Origin of the sequence: Mycetocola sp. CAN_C7, assembly GCF_015752285.1 — a bacterium.
In the GTDB taxonomy this organism is placed as follows: domain Bacteria; phylum Actinomycetota; class Actinomycetes; order Actinomycetales; family Microbacteriaceae; genus Mycetocola_A.
Genome location: NZ_JADOUY010000002.1, coordinates 452,889 through 473,042, shown reverse-complemented (window position 1 = coordinate 473,042; position 20,154 = coordinate 452,889). Strand labels below are relative to the sequence as shown.

The 20,154-nt window shown below is 64.4% G+C and carries 21 protein-coding genes and 2 tRNA genes; 15 read left to right on the top strand and 8 right to left on the bottom strand.

Annotation, left to right across the window (positions count from 1 at the left end; genetic code table 11):
- Positions 1-56: 56 nt before the first annotated feature.
- The 7 genes from IWX78_RS05930 to IWX78_RS05900 all read left to right on the top strand — a co-directional run bounded on the left by IWX78_RS05930 (position 57) and on the right by IWX78_RS05900 (position 6,733).
- The gene (locus IWX78_RS05930) at positions 57-818 is read left to right on the top strand and encodes an ABC transporter ATP-binding protein (protein ID WP_196832568.1); all 762 of its coding nucleotides are present in this window, start codon (positions 57-59) and stop codon (positions 816-818) included.
- A complete protein-coding gene (locus tag IWX78_RS05925; RefSeq protein WP_196832567.1) occupies positions 815-2,206 on the top strand; it encodes an ABC transporter permease in 1,392 nt (463 codons plus the stop codon). The genes IWX78_RS05930 and IWX78_RS05925 overlap by 4 nt, the downstream gene beginning before the upstream one ends.
- Before the next feature lie 199 nt (positions 2,207-2,405).
- Positions 2,406-4,163, top strand: a complete 1,758-nt coding sequence (gene leuA / locus IWX78_RS05920) for a 2-isopropylmalate synthase (protein ID WP_196832566.1) — start codon at positions 2,406-2,408, stop codon at positions 4,161-4,163.
- 43 nt (positions 4,164-4,206) lie between these two features.
- Positions 4,207-4,944, top strand: coding sequence for a DNA repair protein RecO (gene recO, locus IWX78_RS05915; protein ID WP_196832565.1), 738 nt, complete (start codon positions 4,207-4,209; stop codon positions 4,942-4,944).
- Positions 4,941-5,747: an isoprenyl transferase gene (locus IWX78_RS05910; RefSeq protein WP_196832564.1), complete on the top strand. Its 807-nt coding sequence runs from the start codon at positions 4,941-4,943 to the stop codon at positions 5,745-5,747. The genes recO and IWX78_RS05910 overlap by 4 nt, the downstream gene beginning before the upstream one ends.
- A gap of 171 nt (positions 5,748-5,918) precedes the next feature.
- The gene (locus IWX78_RS05905) at positions 5,919-6,596 is read left to right on the top strand and encodes a DsbA family oxidoreductase (RefSeq protein WP_196832563.1); all 678 of its coding nucleotides are present in this window, start codon (positions 5,919-5,921) and stop codon (positions 6,594-6,596) included.
- Positions 6,593-6,733, top strand: coding sequence for a hypothetical protein (locus tag IWX78_RS05900; protein WP_196832562.1), 141 nt, complete (start codon positions 6,593-6,595; stop codon positions 6,731-6,733). The genes IWX78_RS05905 and IWX78_RS05900 overlap by 4 nt, the downstream gene beginning before the upstream one ends.
- Here IWX78_RS05900 and IWX78_RS05895 read toward each other — a convergent pair.
- Positions 6,717-7,217: an aminoacyl-tRNA deacylase gene (locus IWX78_RS05895; RefSeq protein ID WP_196832561.1), complete on the bottom strand. Its 501-nt coding sequence runs from the start codon at positions 7,215-7,217 to the stop codon at positions 6,717-6,719. The genes IWX78_RS05900 and IWX78_RS05895 overlap by 17 nt on opposite strands.
- Before the next feature lie 33 nt (positions 7,218-7,250).
- Here IWX78_RS05895 and dusB point away from each other — a divergent pair, with 33 nt between their 5' ends.
- The 5 genes from dusB (at position 7,251) to IWX78_RS05870 (ending at position 12,589) form a co-directional block, all read left to right on the top strand.
- Positions 7,251-8,411 carry a tRNA dihydrouridine synthase DusB gene (gene dusB / locus IWX78_RS05890; protein WP_196832560.1) on the top strand — a complete coding sequence of 387 codons (1,161 nt, stop codon included), beginning with the start codon at positions 7,251-7,253 and terminating at the stop codon, positions 8,409-8,411.
- Positions 8,401-9,654: a deoxyguanosinetriphosphate triphosphohydrolase gene (locus tag IWX78_RS05885; RefSeq protein ID WP_334684582.1), complete on the top strand. Its 1,254-nt coding sequence runs from the start codon at positions 8,401-8,403 to the stop codon at positions 9,652-9,654. The genes dusB and IWX78_RS05885 overlap by 11 nt, the downstream gene beginning before the upstream one ends.
- 55 nt (positions 9,655-9,709) lie before the next feature.
- Positions 9,710-11,566: a DNA primase gene (dnaG, locus tag IWX78_RS05880; protein WP_196832558.1), complete on the top strand. Its 1,857-nt coding sequence runs from the start codon at positions 9,710-9,712 to the stop codon at positions 11,564-11,566.
- Positions 11,567-11,615: 49 nt separating this feature from the next.
- The gene (locus tag IWX78_RS05875) at positions 11,616-12,452 is read left to right on the top strand and encodes an ATP-binding cassette domain-containing protein (RefSeq protein WP_196832557.1); all 837 of its coding nucleotides are present in this window, start codon (positions 11,616-11,618) and stop codon (positions 12,450-12,452) included.
- A 64-nt stretch (positions 12,453-12,516) separates the two neighbouring features.
- Positions 12,517-12,589, top strand: a tRNA-Asn gene (locus IWX78_RS05870).
- A 56-nt stretch (positions 12,590-12,645) separates the two neighbouring features.
- Here the strand turns inward: IWX78_RS05870 and def are convergent.
- The gene (def, locus tag IWX78_RS05865) at positions 12,646-13,212 is read right to left on the bottom strand and encodes a peptide deformylase (RefSeq protein ID WP_196832556.1); all 567 of its coding nucleotides are present in this window, start codon (positions 13,210-13,212) and stop codon (positions 12,646-12,648) included.
- Between the two features lie 45 nt (positions 13,213-13,257).
- Here def and IWX78_RS05860 point away from each other — a divergent pair, with 45 nt between their 5' ends.
- From IWX78_RS05860 to IWX78_RS05850, 3 genes are all read left to right on the top strand, one after another.
- Entirely contained in the window at positions 13,258-14,178 is a 921-nt protein-coding gene (locus tag IWX78_RS05860; protein WP_196832746.1) for a DMT family transporter, read from the top strand.
- A 222-nt stretch (positions 14,179-14,400) separates the two neighbouring features.
- Positions 14,401-15,585 (top strand): glycosyltransferase, encoded by a 1,185-nt coding sequence (locus IWX78_RS05855; RefSeq protein ID WP_196832745.1) that lies wholly within the window; start codon positions 14,401-14,403, stop codon positions 15,583-15,585.
- A 9-nt stretch (positions 15,586-15,594) separates the two neighbouring features.
- A tRNA-Ile gene (locus tag IWX78_RS05850) sits at positions 15,595-15,671 on the top strand.
- A gap of 74 nt (positions 15,672-15,745) precedes the next feature.
- Here the strand turns inward: IWX78_RS05850 and IWX78_RS05845 are convergent.
- The 6 genes from IWX78_RS05845 to IWX78_RS05820 all read right to left on the bottom strand — a co-directional run bounded on the left by IWX78_RS05845 (position 15,746) and on the right by IWX78_RS05820 (position 19,929).
- Complete coding sequence (locus IWX78_RS05845; protein WP_196832555.1) at positions 15,746-16,375, bottom strand: DUF4145 domain-containing protein; 630 nt, start codon at positions 16,373-16,375, stop codon at positions 15,746-15,748.
- Between the two features lie 664 nt (positions 16,376-17,039).
- Positions 17,040-18,173 (bottom strand): tyrosine-type recombinase/integrase, encoded by a 1,134-nt coding sequence (locus IWX78_RS05840; RefSeq protein ID WP_196832554.1) that lies wholly within the window; start codon positions 18,171-18,173, stop codon positions 17,040-17,042.
- Entirely contained in the window at positions 18,173-18,406 is a 234-nt protein-coding gene (locus IWX78_RS05835) for a hypothetical protein (protein WP_196832553.1), read from the bottom strand. Before IWX78_RS05835 ends, IWX78_RS05840 begins: the two co-directional genes overlap by 1 nt.
- Positions 18,403-19,095 carry a recombinase family protein gene (locus IWX78_RS05830; protein WP_334684581.1) on the bottom strand — a complete coding sequence of 231 codons (693 nt, stop codon included), beginning with the start codon at positions 19,093-19,095 and terminating at the stop codon, positions 18,403-18,405. The genes IWX78_RS05835 and IWX78_RS05830 overlap by 4 nt, the downstream gene beginning before the upstream one ends.
- Before the next feature lie 93 nt (positions 19,096-19,188).
- Complete coding sequence (locus IWX78_RS05825) at positions 19,189-19,404, bottom strand: hypothetical protein (RefSeq protein WP_196832552.1); 216 nt, start codon at positions 19,402-19,404, stop codon at positions 19,189-19,191.
- A 3-nt stretch (positions 19,405-19,407) separates the two neighbouring features.
- Positions 19,408-19,929, bottom strand: a complete 522-nt coding sequence (locus IWX78_RS05820) for a hypothetical protein (protein ID WP_196832551.1) — start codon at positions 19,927-19,929, stop codon at positions 19,408-19,410.
- Positions 19,930-20,154: the final 225 nt, after the last annotated feature.

Genomic DNA, 20,154 nt, shown 5'->3' with positions numbered 1-20,154 from the left:
CGGGTTCAGCCCACAGGCCGACGCGGCCGCCGGCGTTGTCTTCTTACGGTGGAGTCATGAAAATTTCTCCATCGGACATCGGCCTCGCCGCTCGTGTCGTTCACATCAGCAAGAGCTTCGGAGTCGGCCAGGGAGCCGTCGTCGCGCTCTCAGACCTGTCCATCGGTATCCGCCGTGGCCAGTTCACCGCAATCATGGGTCCGTCCGGCTCGGGCAAGTCGACCCTCATGCACGTCATGGCCGGGCTCGACCAGCCGACGTCGGGGGAGGCGTGGCTCGGAGACACCGAAATCACCCGGCTCGACGACACGGCGCTGACCAAACTTCGGCGTCGCCGGATCGGGTTCGTCTTCCAGTCCTTCAATCTCGTGCCCACCCTGACGGCACGAGACAATATCCTGCTCCCGTTCGAACTGGACGGCCGTACCCCCACTCTCGATGAGCAGGGCTGGATCAACACCCTCTGCGACACACTCGGTCTCACCGACCGGATGACCCACCGGCCGCACGAACTGAGTGGAGGCCAGCAGCAGAGGGTGGCCATCGCCCGGGCGCTTGCGACCCGCCCCGACCTTGTCTTCGCCGACGAGCCGACCGGCAACCTCGACTCCCGGACCGGTCGTGAGGTCCTCACCCTGCTCGCTGAGGCGTGCAGCCGGTTCGGTCAGTCGATCGCGATGGTCACTCACGACCCGGTCGCCGCCAGCTACGCCGATCGGACGGTGATCCTCGCCGACGGTCGCATCGTGCATGTACTCGACAGGTCGACTCCTGAGGAGATCTCCGGGTTCATGCTCGCCATGGACCGGGCATCATGAGGATGCGTCTGCGGGACTACACCGCGTCCGTTCTCGTGACCATGCTGTCCGCCGCATTCGGAGTGCTTCTGCTGCAGGGCACCGCGGTGCTCACCACCCTGATCGCCGGCGACACCATCGGGGAGAAGGAGTCGGTGCAGGTCGCACTCAGCCTTGTTGCTGCCGTCTTCTTCACCATTGCCGTCTACGTCGGCGGGGTGGTCACAGCGAACACCGTCGGCACGGTGATTGCGGGTCGAACCCGGGTGATCGCGTTGTATCGTCTCGTCGGTGCAACCGCAACGAGCCTCAGGCGCGCGGTCGCCGTCGATGGACTGATCGTGGGAGTGGTCGGTTCGATCCTCGGTCTGGGAGTCGCCAGCCTGATCAGTTCGGTCTCGGTCTCCGTCGGGGTGTCGACCGGCGCGATCCCGGCTCTGTCCTACGAGATCTTCTCGCCGCAACTCGTCGCTCCTGTCATCGCCGTTGTTCTCGTGACCTGGCTGGCCAGCTGGGTCGGATCGAAGCGCATCCTCGAGGTCACCCCGATCCAGGCGGGTGCGGCGGCGGTGGAGCCATCCCAGGAGGAGACGGCGTCACGTGCGGTTCGGAACGCCACGGCGTTCACCCTGATCGGGATCGGGGGCGTTCTGCTCGCGGGTGGGGTGCTTCTCGGCCAGGTCAGCATGCTCGGCGTCCTCGTCGGCCTGCTCGGGGGCATCCTGTCGTTCAGCGGGATCATCCTCGGAGCACCGCTGTTCATGCCGCCGATCCTGCGGTTGGTCGGACGGATGCTCGGCCGCGGGCCAGCGGGACGGATCGCGGCAGCGAATGCGATCCGGAACCCGGCGCGGAGTACGCGGGCGACGATCGGCCTCGTGATCGGTGTCACGCTGGTCACGATGTTCGCGGTCGCTGCGCAGAGTTACGTCGACATCATCAACGCCAGCAGGGAGGCCTATCCGGCCGACTACGGGGATTCCGACCAGGTCCTTGCCCTGACCATCACGGTGTTCGCCGTCCTGTTCGGATTCTCGGCTCTCATCGCCGCGGTGGGGATGGTCAACAACCTCTCGCTCAGCGTGCTGCAGCGAACGCGCGAACTCGGTCTCCTCCGGGCGCTGGGCTTCACTCGCGGTCAGATCCGCCGCATGATCCTCGCTGAGAGCATCCAGATGAGTGTCGCTGCGGTCGGTTTCGGACTCGTGCTCGGCATCATCTACGGCTGGGCAGGCGCCATGTCGCTGCTCGGTTCGATTCTCGGCAGTGACTTCTCCCTGCCATCGGTTCCGTGGCTCGTGGTTGTGCTCGCTGTCGTCGCAGCCGGCGTGCTGTCGACAGCGGCATCGGTCGCGCCGTCACGGCGCGCCACTCGCATCTCGCCCGTTGCCGCGCTGGCTGTGGAGTAGCTACCGAGCATTTCTTTGCGATGACGGCTGTTGCGCTGACAAAATGCACCAAAACAGCGCAGGGGCAGGCGAAACGGTGTTAGCCTGTTCCTGTGTTGTTTGGCGTTCTGCTCCTTAGCTGCCGCGACGAGGCTTCCTTCTAAGCCCTCTCGTCGCGGAGATTGTCGTGGCTTTCCACTTTCGCGAGGAGAATAGACCAATGAGAAACAACCAGACGGCTTCGGCCATGCCGGTCCACAAGTACCGTCCGTATTCCGAGCAGATCACCGTCGAGCTGCCCGACCGCACCTGGCCGACGAAGAGGATCACCGAAGCACCGCGCTGGTGCGCTGTCGACCTGCGCGACGGGAACCAGGCGCTCATCGACCCGATGAGCCCTGAGCGCAAGCGAATCATGTTCGATCTTCTGGTACGGATCGGCTACAAGGAGATCGAAGTCGGTTTTCCGAGTGCGAGCCAGACCGACTTCGACTTCGTGCGTAGCCTCATCGAAGAGAACGCGATCCCGGATGACGTCACGATCCAGGTGCTGACCCAGGCCCGTGACCACTTGATCAAGCGCACCTACGAATCGATCGCCGGCGCGAAACAGGCCATCGTGCACCTCTACAACTCGACGAGCGTGCTGCAGCGTGAGGTCGTCTTCCGCTCCGACAAGCAGGGCATCATCGACATCGCTCTCCATGGCGCGCGCGTCTGCCGCGAGATGGAAAAACTGATCCCCGAGACAACCGTGTACTACGAGTACTCCCCAGAGAGCTACACCGGCACCGAGCTCGAGTACGCGGCCGACGTCTGCAACCAGGTTCTCGAGATCTTTGAGCCGACGCCGGAGCGCAAGGTCATCATCAACCTGCCGTCCACCGTCGAGATGGCGACGCCGAACGTCTACGCCGACTCCATCGAATGGATGTCCCGCCACCTCAACCACCGCGAGAACGTGATCATCTCGCTCCACCCGCACAATGACAGGGGAACGGCCGTCGCCGCTGCAGAGCTCGGTTACCTGGCGGGTGCCGACCGGATCGAAGGATGTCTGTTCGGCAACGGAGAGCGCACCGGGAACGTCGACCTGGTCGCCCTCGGCATCAACCTCTTCACCCAGGGCATCGACCCGCAGATCGACTTCAGCGACGTCGACGAGATCAAACGCACTGCCGAGTACTGCAACCAGCTGCCGGTTCACGAGCGCAGCCCGTGGGCCGGCGACCTCGTTTTCACGGCGTTCAGCGGATCGCACCAGGACGCCATCAAGAAGGGTTTCGAGGCCATGGCTGCGGATGCCGCGGCGCAGGGCAAAGACGTCGACGAACTCCTGTGGGCGGTTCCGTACCTGCCGGTGGACCCCAAAGATCTCGGTCGCAGTTACGAGGCCGTGATCAGGGTCAACTCGCAGTCGGGCAAGGGCGGCGTCGCCTACCTGCTCAAGGCCGACCACGCCATCGACCTGCCGCGCAAGCTGCAGATCGAGTTCTCCGGGGTCGTGCAGGCGAAGACCGACGAACAGGGCGGTGAATTCACCAGTGAGGCGATCTGGGGCATCTTCCAGGACGAGTACCTCCCATCGGCGACCGAGACCGAGAAATGGGGCCGCTTCGAACTGCAGGCCACCCGCTCATCGAGTCGCATGGCCGGCGTCGATCTCACCGTCGACCTGCGCGACGGTGACGAGGTCACCGAGGCGGCAGCATCCGGAAACGGCCCGATCGCCGCGTTCCTCAGCATCCTGCGCGAGCGGGGGATCGAGGTCACCCTGTACGACTACGTCGAGCACACGCTCGGTGCGAGTGGCGACGCCCAGGCGGCTGCCTATGTCGAGCTGCAGGTCGGCGATCGGCGTCTCTGGGGCGTCGGGATCGACGGTGACATTTCGACGGCATCCCTCAAGGCGGTCGTCTCAGCGGTCAACCGGGCCATCCGGACCACGACCCCGGACCGCGCGCTGGCATCGGTGTAGGCGAGGCGTCCGTCCGGTTCCCGTATCCGCGGGATACTGGACTGTGCCTGTTTACCGTGATGAAGGCGTCGTGCTGCGCACCCACAAGTTGGGCGAAGCCGACCGGATCGTGACGCTTCTGACGCGGCAGCACGGTAAGGTGCGGGCTGTCGCCAAGGGCGTTCGGCGCACCGGTTCCAAGTTCGGCGCTCGACTGGAGCCGTTCATGGTCGCAGACCTGCAGCTGTACGAAGGCCGATCGCTCGACGTCATCAACCAGGCGGAGACGCTCGCCTCGTACGGGGCGCTGATCGCCGCGGATTACAGCGCGTACACCGCGGCGACCGTCATGGTCGAAACAGCAGACAAGCTCACCGAGTCGGAAGGGTCGTTGCAGCAATACCTGCTCCTCGTCGGCGCGTTGCGCTCCCTGTCGCGGCACGACCACGACTCGTCACTGATTCTCGACTCGTATCTGCTTCGCGCGCTCTCGCTTGCTGGGTGGGCGCCGAGCTTCTTCGACTGTGCCAGGTGCCAGGCGCCCGGGCCGCACAGTCACGCGGTCGTCCAGCTCGGCGGTGTGGTGTGCGACCAGTGCGCGCCTCCCGGGAGCCCGCGACTCGACACCGAGACGATCGCTCTGCTGTCGTCACTGTTGACCGGGGACTGGGATCACGCCGACGCCTCGACCGACGACACCCGCTCCCGTGCCAGCGGGGTCGCCGCCGCATACACCCAGTGGCACCTCGAGCGGGGTCTCAAATCCCTGGTCCACGTTTCCCGAGAGCGAGCCGACAGTTGACACCGAAACCCTTCACCCATCGCGACGCCGTCGAGTTCCGCCCTCTCGACTGGACCGGGATTTACCCGCCGACGGTGCCGGCACGCGCTGTCCCCGAACATGTCGCGATCGTGATGGACGGCAACGGACGATGGGCGAACCGTCAGGGCCTCCCCCGGGTGGAGGGTCACCGCGCGGGCGAGGCAGCTCTGCTCGACGTCGTCGCCGGGGCCATCCAGATCGGTGTGAAGCACCTCTCGGTGTACGCGTTCTCGACCGAGAACTGGCGGCGTTCACCAGACGAGGTCCGGTTTCTCATGGGCTTCAACCGCGATGTGCTCCACCGGAGGCGGGATCAGCTCAATGAGTGGGGCGTGCGCGTGCGGTGGGCCGGCCGTAAGCCGCGACTCTGGGCATCCGTCATCAAAGAACTGCAGTTCGCCGAGAAGCTCACGGAAACGAACAACACCCTCACCCTCACGATGTGCGTGAACTACGGAGGCAGGACCGAGATCACGGATGCCGTGAAGCAGCTCGCCGAGGAGGTCGCAGCCGGCAGACTCAAACCGTCCGGCATCACGGAGAAGTCGATCCAGCGTCACCTGTACACGCCGGAACTGCCCGATGTGGACCTCTTCGTGCGGAGCTCGGGCGAGCAGCGCACAAGCAATTTCCTGCTCTGGCAGAGCGCGTACGCCGAAATGGTGTTTCTCAACACCCTGTGGCCGGACTTCTCGCGCGAAGACCTCTGGGAGGCGATCGGGCTTTACATCGACCGTGACCGTCGGTTCGGGGGAGCGGTCGACACACCCGGCACAGCCTGAGCAGGTCGCGGGAGGTGAGGGCGGGTGACGGCCACCCGCAGCGCCTCATCCGTCGCATGCGCGCGGTTCTGGTTGCGATTGTCGCCCGACGCGACGGATGAACGGATGCCGAACCGCCGCCAACCCATGCACGGCCGGGAATACACAGCGGGCGACCGGGTTACACCTCTCGTGAGTGAACCCATCAAAATCGACATCTGGTCAGACATCGCGTGCCCCTGGTGCTACATCGGCAAGCGCAAATTCGAGAATGGCGTCACGACTTTTGCCGGTCAGCTCGGCAGCGACGCCCCCGACGTGGTCATCGAATACCACAGCTTCGAACTCGCACCGGATACCCCCGTCGACTTCGACGGCAGCGAGATCGACTTCCTCGCCACGCACAAGGGCATCCCGGCCGACCAGGTCACCCAGATGCTCGACCGTGTCACGGGCATCGCCGCACAGGCCGGACTCGACTACGACTTCGACGCACTCAGGCACACGAACACGGTGAAAGCGCACCAGCTGCTCCACTTCGCCAAGGCTCACGGCAAGCAGCTCGAAGCCAAGGAGCGTCTCCTCAGTGCCTACTTCACCGAGGGTCGACACGTCGGACGCAGTGCAGACCTTGCCGACCTGGCAGCCGAGATCGGCCTCGACCGGGAGGCTGCCCTCCGCGCCCTCGCGACGGACGCCTACCTCGACGACGTTCGCGCTGACCAGGCTCTCGGCCAGGAATACGGCATCCAGGGCGTCCCGTTCTTCGTCATCGACGGAAAGTATGGAGTGTCAGGCGCCCAGGAGGCCGACACCTTCGCCGGCGTCCTCAGCCAGGTCTGGACCGAACGAGAAGGAGCATCCGCATGACCGACACCAGGAACCGACCAGCCCTCACCGTGCTCGGTGCGACAGACGCCGTCAGCTGCGAGGGCGACGCGTGTGCGATCCCCACACTGGCTGAGGTCACCGCGGCCGTCGAGAAAGCCTTCACCCGGGGGTTGTGACCTCGGGCTCGGTGATGTCGGCGACCGTTGCGTCGTAAGCCGTGATGAGTGCGTCAACATCGACGAACGCGCTGTAGCCGTGCTCGCCCGCTCCGAGCGCCACCCGGCATCCGGCGACCGAAACGTCGACGAAGACCGGCCAAGCGGTGGTGCTGCCGATCGGCGTGATCGTGCCGCGTCCATAACCGGTCGCCTCCAACGCAGCATCCGCCGGGGGAAGTGACAGCTTGTTCACTCCGACGAGGGTGCGGAGCTTCGCCCAGGAGATCTTGCGCCCACCGGGCACGAGTGCGAACACGAAATCACCGTCGTGGCGTTTCACGACGAGGGTCTTCACGATCTCGCGCAGCTCGATACCGAGCAGGGCGGCGGCTTCCTCGAGGCTCGAGGCTTGAGGCCGCGGAACGACCTCGACGGCCAGCCCGCGTGCGAGGGCATCTGCCCGCATCCGGTCGAGTCCACCGGTCGAAGCCTGCTCGGTCATGATTTCGTCAGCTTTCTGGGAGAATTGATGGACATGTCTGCCATCCCCACGATAAGCCACGCCCCGGCGCTGTCGATCGGCTCGCTCGAGCTCGACGTACCGGTGGTCCTCGCGCCCATGGCCGGGATCACGAACACCGCTTTCCGTCGGCTCTGCCGCGAATTCGGGGTCGGTCTCTACGTCAGCGAAATGATCACCTCCCGAGCGCTCGTCGAGCGCAACAAGGAAACCATGCGGCTGATCACGCACCACGAGTCGGAGACGACGCGCAGCATCCAGTTGTACGGGGTAGACCCGAAGACGGTGTCTGAGGCCGTCACGATCCTCGTGGCTGAGGATCGCGCCGACCACATCGACCTCAACTTCGGCTGCCCGGTTCCCAAGGTCACTCGCAAGGGCGGCGGATCCGCGCTGCCGTGGAAGCAGGATCTGTTCCGCGACATCGTCGAAGGTGCTGTGAAGGCCGCAGGCGACGTTCCTCTCACCGTGAAGATGCGCAAGGGAATCGACGCGGGCCACCTCACCTACCTCGAAGCGGGCAAGGCCGCGGAGGGAGCCGGCGTCGCCAGCATCGCCTTGCACGCCAGGACGGCGTCGGAGTTCTACTCCGGCCAGGCCGACTGGTCGGCCATCACGAAGCTCAAGGAGACCGTCACCAGCGTGCCCGTGCTCGGCAACGGCGACATCTGGTCGGGTGAAGACGCCCTGCGGATGATGAGCGAGACCGGCTGCGACGGTGTCGTCGTCGGCCGCGGCTGCCTCGGGCGGCCGTGGCTGTTCGGCGACCTCGCCGCCGCATTCACCGGCTCAGAAACCAGGTTCACGCCGAGTCTCGGCCAGGTGGCCGAGACGTTCCGTCGGCATGCCGAACTGCTCGCCGAGTTCTTCGAAAGCGAGGAACGCGGATGCCGTGACATTCGCAAGCACGTCGCCTGGTACTTCAAGGGATACCCGGTCGGTGGCGACCTGCGCTCCCGGCTGGCAACGGTGGAATCGCTGGCCCAGCTCGACGATCTGCTCGGCACACTCGACTGGGACGAGCCGTACCCGGGAGAGGCCGCAGAAGGCCAGCGTGGTCGCGCCGGCTCGCCGAAGCGCACCGTGCTGCCTGATGGCTGGCTCGACTCACGCAGCATCAACGTCACCGATCGCGGAACGCTCACCGAGACGGAAGCAGACACCAGTGGGGGATAGCGGGGGGTATTCGGTGCACGACAACGAGCGTGCCCTGCCCGAACAGCATTCGTCCCGCCGCACCGATTTCGCGAGGGACCGCGCCCGCCTCCTCCACTCGAGCGCCCTCCGCCGCCTCGCCGCAAAGACGCAGGTGCTCAGCCCGACCGCCGGACTCGACTTCGCCCGCAACCGGCTGACCCACTCCCTCGAGGTGGCACAGGTGGGCCGAGAACTCGCCACCAGCCTCGGTCTCGAACCAGACGTCGTCGACACCGCCTGCCTCGCACACGACCTGGGCCACCCGCCGTTCGGGCATAACGGTGAGAAGGCGCTGAACACCTGGGCCGACGACATCGGCGGGTTCGAGGGCAACGCCCAGACACTGCGCATCCTCACCCGCCTGGAGCCGAAGGTCTTCGGCGCAGACGGCCGGTCGTACGGGCTCAACCTCACCCGCGCCAGCCTCGACGCGAGTTGCAAATACCCGTGGCCGGCAGCTCAGGCCGTCAGCGATCCGGGCGGACGGGCCAAGTTCGGTTTCTTCGACGACGACAGTGACGCATTCGTCTGGTTGCGCGCCGGAGCACCGCCCCGCCAGCGTTGCATCGAAGCCGAAGTGATGGACCTCTCTGACGACATCGCCTACTCGGTTCACGACTTCGAAGACGCCATCGTCAACGAGTACATCGATCCCGCATTCCTCAGCGCCCGCGCCGGCCATGACTCCCTGATCAGGGCCGTGCAGGCGTGGGCCGGTGACAGCTTCACCCTCGACGACATGTCTGCTGCGTTCGACCGCCTCGCCGGCTACGACGTCTGGATGACGAGCTGGGATGCTTCCAGGCGCGACCTCGGCAAACTCAAGAACTTCACCAGCCAGATGATCGGTCACTTCTCGCAGTCCGCCACACAGGCGACGCGCGAGGCTTACCCGCAGTCGAGCCTCATCCGGTTCGGCGCGAGCGTTCTCGTCCCGCACGAGGTGCAGGCCGAGATCGCCGTGCTCAAGGGGGTCGTCGCCGCGTTCGTGATGGCGAGCGACGCCCGGCAGCCGATCTACCGCCAGCAGCGCGACATCCTCACCGACCTCGCCGAGGGCCTGTATGCGGGCGGCCCCGAGTCGCTCGACCGTGGCTTCGCCGATGACTGGTCCTGTGCGCCCGATGACGCCGCCCGCAAGCGTGTCGTCGTCGACCAGGTGGCCAGCCTCACCGACCAGTCGGCACTTGCCTGGCACGAGCGCCTGACACGTCGCGCCTGAGCTCCCTCCCTGGAGGCGGGGCCGTCTCCGCGCCGATCCTCGGTAGGATGGGACGATGGCCGGCCGCATTCGCTCAAGCGACATAGACGAGGTCAAGTCACGTACCAACATCGCCGACATCGTCGGGGACTTCGTCAGCCTGAAGTCGGCGGGCGTGGGTTCGATGAAGGGCCTCTGCCCCTTCCATGACGAGCGCAGCCCCAGCTTCCATGTGCGCCCTCAGCTCGGCTTCTACCACTGCTTCGGTTGTGGCGAATCCGGCGACGCCATCTCGTTCCTTCAGAAAATGGACCACGTCACGTTCACGGATGCCGTCGAGCGGCTCGCCGCTCGCGCCGGCTTCCAGCTGACCTACGAAGACGGCGAGGGCGCCACCGACCACAGCAACCGGGCCAGGCTGCTCGCGGCGAACGCCGCTGCCGAGACGTTCTTCCAGGAACAGCTGGGAACCCCCGGCGCGGACCCCGGGCGCCGCTTCCTCGGCGAACGCGGTTTCGACCAGATCGCAGCCGAGCGCTTCGGTGTCGGCTTCGCACCGAAGAGCTGGGATGCCCTCACCAGCTTCCTCCGCGGCAAAGGATTCAGCGTCGAGGAGATCACCGCTTCCGGGCTCGTCTCGCAGGGCGACCGAGGCATCTACGACCGGTTCAGAGGGCGACTCGTCTGGCCGATCCGCGACGTCACCGGGCAGACCGTCGGCTTCGGTGCGCGCAAGCTCCTCGATGACGACAAAGGCCCGAAGTACCTCAACACTCCCGAGACCGCCGTGTACCACAAGGCACAGGTGCTCTACGGCCTCGACCTCGCGAAGCGCGACGTCTCGCGGAGCGGTCGAGTCGTCGTCGTCGAGGGCTACACCGACGTCATGGCCTGCCATCTCGCCGGCGTCACCACGGCGGTCGCGACCTGCGGCACCTCTTTCGGCGTCGACCACATCAAGACCCTTCGGCGCGTGATGGGCGACGACTCCGGCAAGGGTGAGGTCATTTTCACCTTCGACCCCGACGCCGCGGGCCAGAAAGCCGCAATGCGAGCGTTCGCCGAGGAACAGCGATTCTCGGCACAGACATACGTCGCCGTGGCGCCTGACGGCCTCGACCCCTGCGACCTGCGGCTCAATCGTGGCGACGACGCCGTCCGCCGGCTCATCGACGCGAAAGAGCCGATGTTCGAGTTCGTCATCAGGCAGACACTCGCCGCCTGGGACCTCGAGACTGTCGAGGGGCGGGTTGGCGCGCTCAAAGCATCCGCCCCCGTCATCGCCGACATTCGTGACCCGTCTCTGCGCCCCGGCTACACGCGGGTGCTGGCCCGTCACCTCGGTATGGACCTCGCCGAAGTGCAGGCCGCCATCGGGCGCGCGGGGAAAGCGGGAAGCCGACAGACCGGGCCTCGTTCTCCTGGATCGACGACCGAAGGCGAATTTCCGGCCGAGCGGCCCGCATCGCTCCGGGATCTGCCGAGCGACCCGACCACTCGTCTCGAGCGCGATGCGCTGATGGCGATCCTCCAGCATCCGGAACTCGCTGGGCGTGAACTGGTGCAGCGCGCGGTCTTCACCGGCTTCGGCAACGCAACCCTTGCCGTGGTCCGAGACGCCATCGCCGCGACCCTCGACAGCTTCGGCACGCCGAACTGGTTCGCGCGGGTCAGCGAGACCGTGCCGACGCCGCTTGCCGGCCTGGTGCAGCAGCTCGCGGTCGCCCCGATCCCCGAGCGGGCCGACAGTGAGCTCACCGGATACGTCCGCGAGATCACCGTCGCACTCATCGATCGAGACCTGCTCAGGCAATCGCATGACATGCTCGGACGGCTTCAGCGCATCGACCCGAAGGAGCGCGAGAGCTACCGGGCGCTGCAGGGCGAACTGATGGCGCTCGAAGTGGAACGCCGTCGACTTCGTGAGGGCTGACCGGCGCGGATCGGCGGTTGTGTGCCCCTTCTAGGGCAGGATGGGTGTCATGAGTGCTTCGGAAGGATCCGGCCCGGCCGTCCGCATCGACGACCTTGCTGTCGAGTATCCGGCGCGGAGGTCGAGACCCGCCCACCGAGCACTCGACGGCGTGAGCTTCGACATCGAGGCGAACGAAGTCCTCGGGATCGTGGGGGAGTCAGGGTCGGGCAAGTCCACTCTCGCACGTGTGCTCGCCGGGAACGTGCTCGCGCCGAAAGGAACGGATGCGCCGCCGACGGTCGTGGGGGGAGACGCGACGGTGCTCGGTTACCGGCTGAGGGGCATCCGACGTCGTGACCTCACACGGCTGACCTTCAACGTCGCCTTCCTGCCGCAGGATGCCGCCACACGGCTTCCGCCGGAACTCACGGTGGCCGAGGTCATCGGTCAGCCCATCCTGCAGCGCGACAAGCACTACAACCGCAAGGCCGTCGGGTTGCGCGTCGCCACGATGCTCGACGCCGTCCAGCTGCCCCTCGCCGTCCTCGAGCAGTACCCATTCGAACTCTCCGGCGGGCAGCGCCAGCGGGTCGCGATCGCACGCTCACTCGTTCTCGGGCCGCGGCTCTGGGTCGCCGACGAGCCGACGGCCGGAATCGACGTCACCGTGCGCTCGTCCATCAACGATCTGGTCGCCCGGTTGCAGGATGAAGGCGACTTCTCGGCGGTTCTGGTCAGTCACGACCTGCCGCTTCTGCGGCACGCGACGAGCAGGGTCGCCGCTCTCCATCAGGGCCGGATGGTCGGACTCGCGCCGATCGACGACCTGCTCACCGACGGGCGGCATCCGTTCCTCGTCGGACTCGCGGAATCGGATCATCGGGTTCCTGCCGACGCCGAATAGGCCGGATCGCGCGCTCGATTTGGAGTCTGCAATTCCTTTGGTAAAGTAAATGCGCAACACATAATCCTCGATAGCTCAATTGGCAGAGCAATCGGCTGTTAACCGGTAGGTTCTTGGTTCGAGTCCAAGTCGAGGAGCTGAGAAGACCACAAGGGCTCCACCCCTGTGGTCTTTTCTTTTTCCCGGGATGCCGTCAGCCGTCGAGGTCGTCTTCTCCAGGCATCCAGCTCACTCCGGGAACACCCCAGCCCATCTTGCGCGTGACCTTGTGAACGATCTTGCGGTCGTGGCGGCCGAGACGGTCCAGGTAGAGGTAGCCGTCGAGGTGGTCGTACTCGTGCTGCAGTATCCGTGCCCGCCAGCCGTCGACGCGCAGTTCGACCGGGTTCCGGTCGAGGTCGACTCCCGTGATGATCGCCTCATCGGCGCGGCGCAGCGGGAATCGTTCTCCGGGGAAGGACAGGCAGCCCTCCGACTCGAGTTCCTCGTCGGGTTCTCCGGCAGGAGGAGGGGTGATCCACAGCTCGGGGTTGATCACGACGCCGCGCCACGGACCGTATTCGTCGGTGTCGTAGCCGTACACGAAGACCCGCAGTGGGACTCCGACCTGTGGGGCAGCGAGACCGACGCCCGGCGCAGCATCCATTGTGTCGAACAGGTCGGTCACCAACTGCCTGAGGGAGTCATCGAAGTCTGTCACCGGCTCAGCCGGGGAGTGGAGCACCGGGTCACCCGTGATGCGAATGGGGAGAATGGCCATTTCCTGAGCCTAACCAAGACGTGCCCGTTGTAGGCTCGCAAGGTGATGTTTGCGAGCAACGATTTCGGCGACCTGACGGCGGAGTTTGTTCGCAATCCCACCCAGCTGATCGGCATCCCTCTTGCCATCGTCGGGGCGGTATTCCTGTCGCTCGGCGCGCAGTTCCAGCACCGTGGGGTCACCAAGGTCGAATCGTCCAGCGGAGTGGACGCGCGGAGCGGTCTCAACGTCGGTCAGATGAGGTTGCTGCTCGCCCGGCCGTCCTGGGTGCTCGGCACGCTGATGCTCGCTTTCGCCATCGCCTTCCAACTGACCGCTCTCATCTGGTCACCGCTGATCATCGTGCAGCCACTCGGCGCCATCGCCCTGGTCATCACGTCGGTTCTCAACGCCCGCATCAACAAGGTCACACCCAACCGGGCGTCGGTGATCGCGATCTCGGCCTGTGTGGGCGGTGTCGGTCTCTTCGTCACCATCGCGGCCCTGGTCGCAGGGGAGAAGGCCGTCACGACGACGGACCTCCTTACTGTCCTCGTCATGCTTGGCATCGTGCTCGTGATCTTCGCGGCCGGCTTCATCTTCTTCCGCAAACGCTCGAAGGCCCTGTTCTTCATCCTCGCGGCCGGAATCATCTACGGCTTCGTCGCGACACTTGCCAAGGTCGTCATCAACCGGATCGTCAACGAGAACTTCGACTGGCTGACCGTGCTCTGTGTCGTCGCGTTGCTCGTCGCCACCGGAATCGGTGCGTACTTCGTTCAGACGGCATACTCCTCTGGGCCACCGGACCTGGTGATCGCCGGGCTCACGGTGGTCGACCCGATGGTAGCCGTCGCGATCGGGATCGTCGTGCTCGACGAGGCCAGTGGTGCGCCATTGTGGGCGATGATCGGCTTCGTCGTCGCCGGGGTGATCGCGGTCTGGGGAGTGTTCCAACTCGCCCGGCACCACCCCCAGGCCCAGTAAACTGCCCCTCGGGCACGCCGCGATGGGTTCGCCGTGGAGCGGCGGCTGCCCCTTAGAATGGAGCGATCGATCCCCGGAGGCCACCAGCCAAGGGATGTGGCCGGCTGATTCAGCGCCGGCCGATGACGGAGGAAAACCCCCATCTTGCCAGACTCACTCAATTCGACCAGCAGCGGTTCGAACTCGACCCCGAACGATGGAAAGAAGCGGCTGCGCATCATCATCGGCGCTGACACCTTCTCACCGGATGTCAACGGTGCGGCGCGATTCGCCGAGCGCCTTGCGGCAGGAATGGTCGCACGCGGGCATGAGGTCCACGTCGTTGCTCCAGCCGCCTCACGCAAGCGCGGGACCTGGACCGAGACGCACGAAGGCCAGCAGATGACGGTGCACCGCCTGCGCTCCTGGCGCTGGTACCCGCATGACTGGCTGCGATTCGCCCTTCCCTGGACGATCAACCGCAACGCCGCCCGAATCATCGACGCTGTGAAGCCCGACGTGATCCACTCACAGTCCTACCTCGTCGTCGGACGCGGCCTCTCGAACGCCGCGACGAAGCGTGGCATCCGGATCGTCGCCACCAACCACCTGATGCCTGAGAATGCCCTCGAGTTCACGCTGCTTCCTGAGCGATTCCGCGAGCGGCTGGTCCGATTCGCCTGGAAGCTTGCCAGGGGCAACCTCGGCCTCGCCGAATCCGTCACGACGCCGACACGGCGGGCGGCCGACTTCCTCGAGAAGTACACCGGCCTCAACGGGGTCCACGCCATCTCTTGTGGAATCGACGCGCACATGTACACGCCGAGCTTCGAACCACGCACCGAAAACAGGATCATCTTCGTCGGACGGGTGACCGGTGAGAAGCAGATCGACGTGCTGATCAACGCATTCGCACGACTTGATCCGTCGCTCGACGCCAAGCTCGAGATCGTCGGAGGGGGCGACCAGAAGCGCAACCTCGAGAATCTCGCGGCCCAGCTCGGCCTCGGCGACCGCGTCACCTTTACCGGCTATGTGAGCGACGAGGAGTTGCGCGCGAGCTATACCCGTGCCACCCTGCTCGCCATGCCGTCGATCGCTGAGCTGCAGTCGATCGTCACGATGGAGGCGATGGCATCCGCTCTCCCCGTCGTCGCCGCCAACGCGATGGCGTTGCCGCACCTCGTTCACGACGACGCGAACGGCTACCTGTTCGAGCCGGGCAACGTCGATGAACTCGCCGCGCGGTTGACGGATGTTCTCACCGCGTCGCCGGAGAAGCTCACGGCCATGAAACGCGAGTCGCTCCAGATGATCAAGGCGCACGACATCCAGCGGACGCTCGCCATCTTCGAGAGCATGTATCGTGGGGAATCGGTGACGGATCCGGTCACCGAGGCGATTCCCATCCAGGTGTCAGACGATTAGACGCCGCTCGGGGCGGTAGCTCAGCTGGTTAGAGCAGCGGACTCATAATCCGTCGGTCACGGGTTCAAGTCCCGTCCGCCCTACCAAGTAAACAAAGGGATCGCGTTGTGCTCTCCCCAAGTGAGGACAGAGCAAACCCGTCCAAAACCCGCCGTCGAATCTATTTCGCATTTCGGCGCGCGCGCATCTTGGCAACCAGTGCTGGTCCCTGAAAGAGCTCATTTAGAAGCTGATCCATGAGTTGCAGTACGTCGGCCGCGTCGTCGCCGTTCGGGTTGTCTTCCAGATCGCCGTGCGCCATCTCGTTGCCAAGGTGGCGGATCTCGTGCGCGGCCTCTGCGATACCCGGGCGGATTAGGTTCAGATCCTTCAGGTTGTCTATTTTTTTGTACAGATCGCCCTTGGTTACGCCGTGGTGCTTCGCCGAAGCCTCCACGACCGTTCGAGCCATCAAAATCGCGGCCATGTGAGCATTGATGCTGGAAGTTTCGTGCGCTTCTTTTGCAGCGTGCGCAATCGTCTCGGGGACGTCCGGAAAATCGGGCGCAATGCCCGAGCGAGGGAGCCAACTCCAGTCCTCATCCTTTCGTTGATCGGTCGCTGAGTCGGGATAATCGAGCTTCTCCCCGGACCGGACTGGTGACGCCCCAATGCTTGCGCGGGTGCAGAAGTCACAGATGAAGGCAGCTTGCAAGTGACGACGGCCACCTTCCTGCGGCGCGGTATATGCCGCCCACCTTCGGGTCATGTTCGAATGGCGGTCGCAATAGGCACATGTGTGTGAAGGCATGGGCCAAGTGTGGCACCAAGAGCCGACACTTGACGCCGCGTCATGGGGTTCCCTCGATATGCCACGATGGGTCCGTGGATACTACTGGCGGGGCGTGGGACTGGGATGCGACTGCGACCATTATTCAGGCGGTCGCGACGCTCGTTGCACTTGGTGGTGTCGCGGCAACCGTAATCCTGACAAGGCGGGGCCACAAGCAAGATTTGGAGAATGCGAGGTCTGCAGAGAAGGCGGCTGAGGCAAGCGCTATACGCTCGGAGAACGCCGCCGCCCTCACAATTGACAACATGTCGCGCATCGCGGAGGCACTCGAAGACATGGCCGCTCGGGCCACACATGACAGTTCAGTTAGTTCGGTACTCGCCGCGCAGCCGCCCCGTAGAGTCTCCTGGTCGCTAAAGCACCATTCCGGGGACAAGTATCTTCTCGAAAACACGGGCGACGCCACTGCATACGGTGTGGCTGTTGGCGCGCACGAATCTTTGATCACACATGGTCTTCCCGAGCGGCAGAACGTGCAACCCGGTGAGGCACTTACCTTCATAGCCGCACGTACGATGGGCACATCCGACTCCACCATTACAGTCGAATGGTCGACGGAATCTGACGCCGAGTCCGAACGTGACACGTGGCGGTACCCGCTACCACCCCGCCCGCCGCGTCGTTAGCCCCGTTGAACAAACGCGTCGAACCGGGCGACGTGCTGTGAGTAGTCGCTTGGATACAGGTGTGCGTAGATACCGTCTGTTGTCGAGACGTTGGCATGTCCGAGCCATCGGCTGACCTCGTAGGGCTTGAAGCCGGCAGCGAGCCAGAGGGACGCGGCGGTGTGGCGGAAGTCGTGAAACCGCATTGCTGGCAACGCGGCGTTGGTGAGCGCGGTCTGTAGATAGTTCCGGCGGAAGCTGCCCATGTCGATAACGCGGCTGTAGTCCAACCGGTTCGACCCAACGTGCCGACCGGGCCAGAACAGCGCGTCCGGGTTGCCAGAGTTCGGGTGCTGCATCTTGTACCGGCGTAGCTCGGCAATCGTGCCGCTGTGCATCAGCGGCACGTCCCTCACCGACCGTCGAGACTTCGGTGTGCCGTACACCCACTCGCCGCCGATGCGCTGCGCGGTCTGACGGACAGAAACGTGACCAGCCACAAGGTCGAGGTCCCGCACTCGCAACCCGGCCATCTCTCCAGCCCGCAGCCCGGTGTACGCGGCGAACCGCACCAGCAGGTCGTACGGAGCGAAGGACGCCAGTTCACGCGCGACAGCCTCCACCTGTGTTGCGTTGAGAAACACTGACTGGAACTGTTCTGCATCGTGGTTCTTCGGCATCTTGATCCCGTCGCAGGGGTTGTAGGTAATCAGCCGGTCGTGCTGTGCATACCGAAACGCCTTCTTCAGCGCGACGTAGTGATGGTGCACCGTCGTCACCGACAGTCCTTCTCCGGCAAGCGCGGTGATCCACGTCTGCACATCGGCACGGGTCACGGTGCCGACGCGGCGGCTTCCGAACGTTGGCAAGATCCGGTTGGCGTAAAGCAACTCGTAAGAGTGGAATGTGCGCGGTTTCAACTCGGGCTTGCTCGCTGCCATCGACGCCGCGATGACCTGGGCGACGGTCTTCGCGTTCTTGACTAAGGGCTCGGTGCTGTTGCCCTCTGCAAGCTCGGTCTCGACCTTCATGGCGAAACGTTCGGCAGTGCGCTTGGCGGTGAAGGTGCGCTGCTTCTTGGTGGTGCCTGCGCGCCAGTGCACCTCGTAGGCGGTGCCGGTCTTGCGCTCTATGGTGCGGACGTGTGCCATCAGATTGCCCTTTCGAGAAGTGCTTCGGGGTGGAAGGTGCCGAGTCGCCATGGTGGCTCGCTGTCGCGTTGCCAGACGTACCGGGCGGAGATGATGCGGTACTTGCTGACGGGGTTGTCGTTGATCTCGACCACCTTGCAGGGGTGCTCGTAGGACTCCATGACGACCTGACCAACGCGGATCAAGCGAGCGGGAACGCCCTTCGTCTTCGGTCGGAAGTCGAGTTCATTCATGCTGCTATCTCCTGCCGCTTGAGGATGCGAGCCACGGTGGTCGGGTGCCACGCCTTCCCGCCATGAGCCGTCGGAACACCCTCGTTGTTGAGGTGAGCAGCCACCTTGGCGAAGGAGAGCCCAGAGGCGCGGAGTTCATGCAGACGTGACTCAGCGGACTTCGACAACGCGGCAGGTCTGCCAACGTGAACGCCGCGAGCTTGTGCCGCCTTCAACGCGACGGACGTGCGCTCACCGATGGTCCGGCGCTCCCACTGTGCAACAGCAGCCATGACGTTGGCGACAAGCTCACCACCACTCGTCGTCGTGTCCACACCAACGTCAAGCGCCGTGATCGACCAGCGTTGCTTCTTCGCTACCTCCAACAGCCCTGCAAAGTCCTGCACCGACCGGCTCAACCGGTCGAGCTTGGCCACGAGGATTGCGTCGGCTTCGTGCCGCTTGAGCATCCGAAGTGCATCCTGGAGTCCGGGTCTGTCGAGCGACTTGGCAGACATGCCCTCGTCCGTGACCCAGACCACCTCCCAGCCCTTGGCGTTGGCGTGTGCAGAGATGGTGGCGCGTTGTGCTTCGAGACCGAGGCCGCTCCGACCCTGTTCCTCAGTACTGACTCTGGTGTATCCGATCACCGTGTTCACGTTGCTGTCCTCCTGTTTGGCGTGCTTGTTCGAGGTCGAATCGAACGCCAAACCGGACGGTTTGGCAACTCCGCACAAAATTGGCGCCTCTGGCACTTTTACGGACCGACCCACACAGGGGTGAGGGGTTGGCCCTCTCTTCGGCTAGCCGCCAATATCTTGTGGCTCCGTGCCAGATGCGTCACGCAGTCCGAACCGTCGTTGATAACCGGCCTCAAAAGCACGCCGCTTTAGGTCTTCTGCCTCCAGCCAAAGGTCGGGATCCTGAGCGGAGTACAGCGCCACCGCGATCTGCGCGCCGAAGTGACAGTCGGGACCGGGACCGGGATGAGGACCGTTCGTGGGGTCGTAGGTGTCCATTGCTCAGCGCCCCCGACGGGCGACACGCTTCTGGCGGCGTTCCAGTTCAACGGCCTTGAGTTCGTCCTCACGGTCGCGTTGGGCGAGAGCCTCGGGATCGTCCTCGACAACCTCAACATCGACAATGCCTTGAGGGAAGAAGTTGTCATCGTCTTCTTCGATGTCAATGAGGATGTCCTCTGCCACCATTTCCCACTTGGGCTTCTCCGAGACACTGATGTCCAGAGCCTGCCTTCCGGAGATCCCAGCACGGTCCAGCAGGTCCTGAGCTACTTTGATCTTGAGCGCCGGTGCAGTCTTCTTGTCGCTCATCATCTCCACGAGGAGCGAGGCAGCCTTGTCAGATGCTTCAAGAATCCGTCTCTCAGCGCGCGCCCGCACCTGTGGAGCAGCACCTCCGTGGGATCGGCAGACGCGACCTCCTCGGATAGCGGACTTCTTGCACTGGTCACCATTCTTCTTATGTGCTGTGCACCTGTTGAAGGGTTCGACCCTCGATAGGTCTTTGCTGCTGTTACTCGACATTGCATTTCTCCTTGTTCTGTATGGGTGTATTCGGCTCTGCAGTTTTTGTGTCTTGGGCACTAGGTACAGCCATTTCCAAGTCGACCCGACTCCCTAAGGAAACCGAGTCGAGTCGGGTTGACCCTCCCGACCTCGGTTTCCCGTGTTCCGGCCTAGCAAGGCGACTCCTAGTCGACTCGGGTCGGAGTCGAGTTGCTTTCGCAGGTAAACACTGGGAAGCATGGG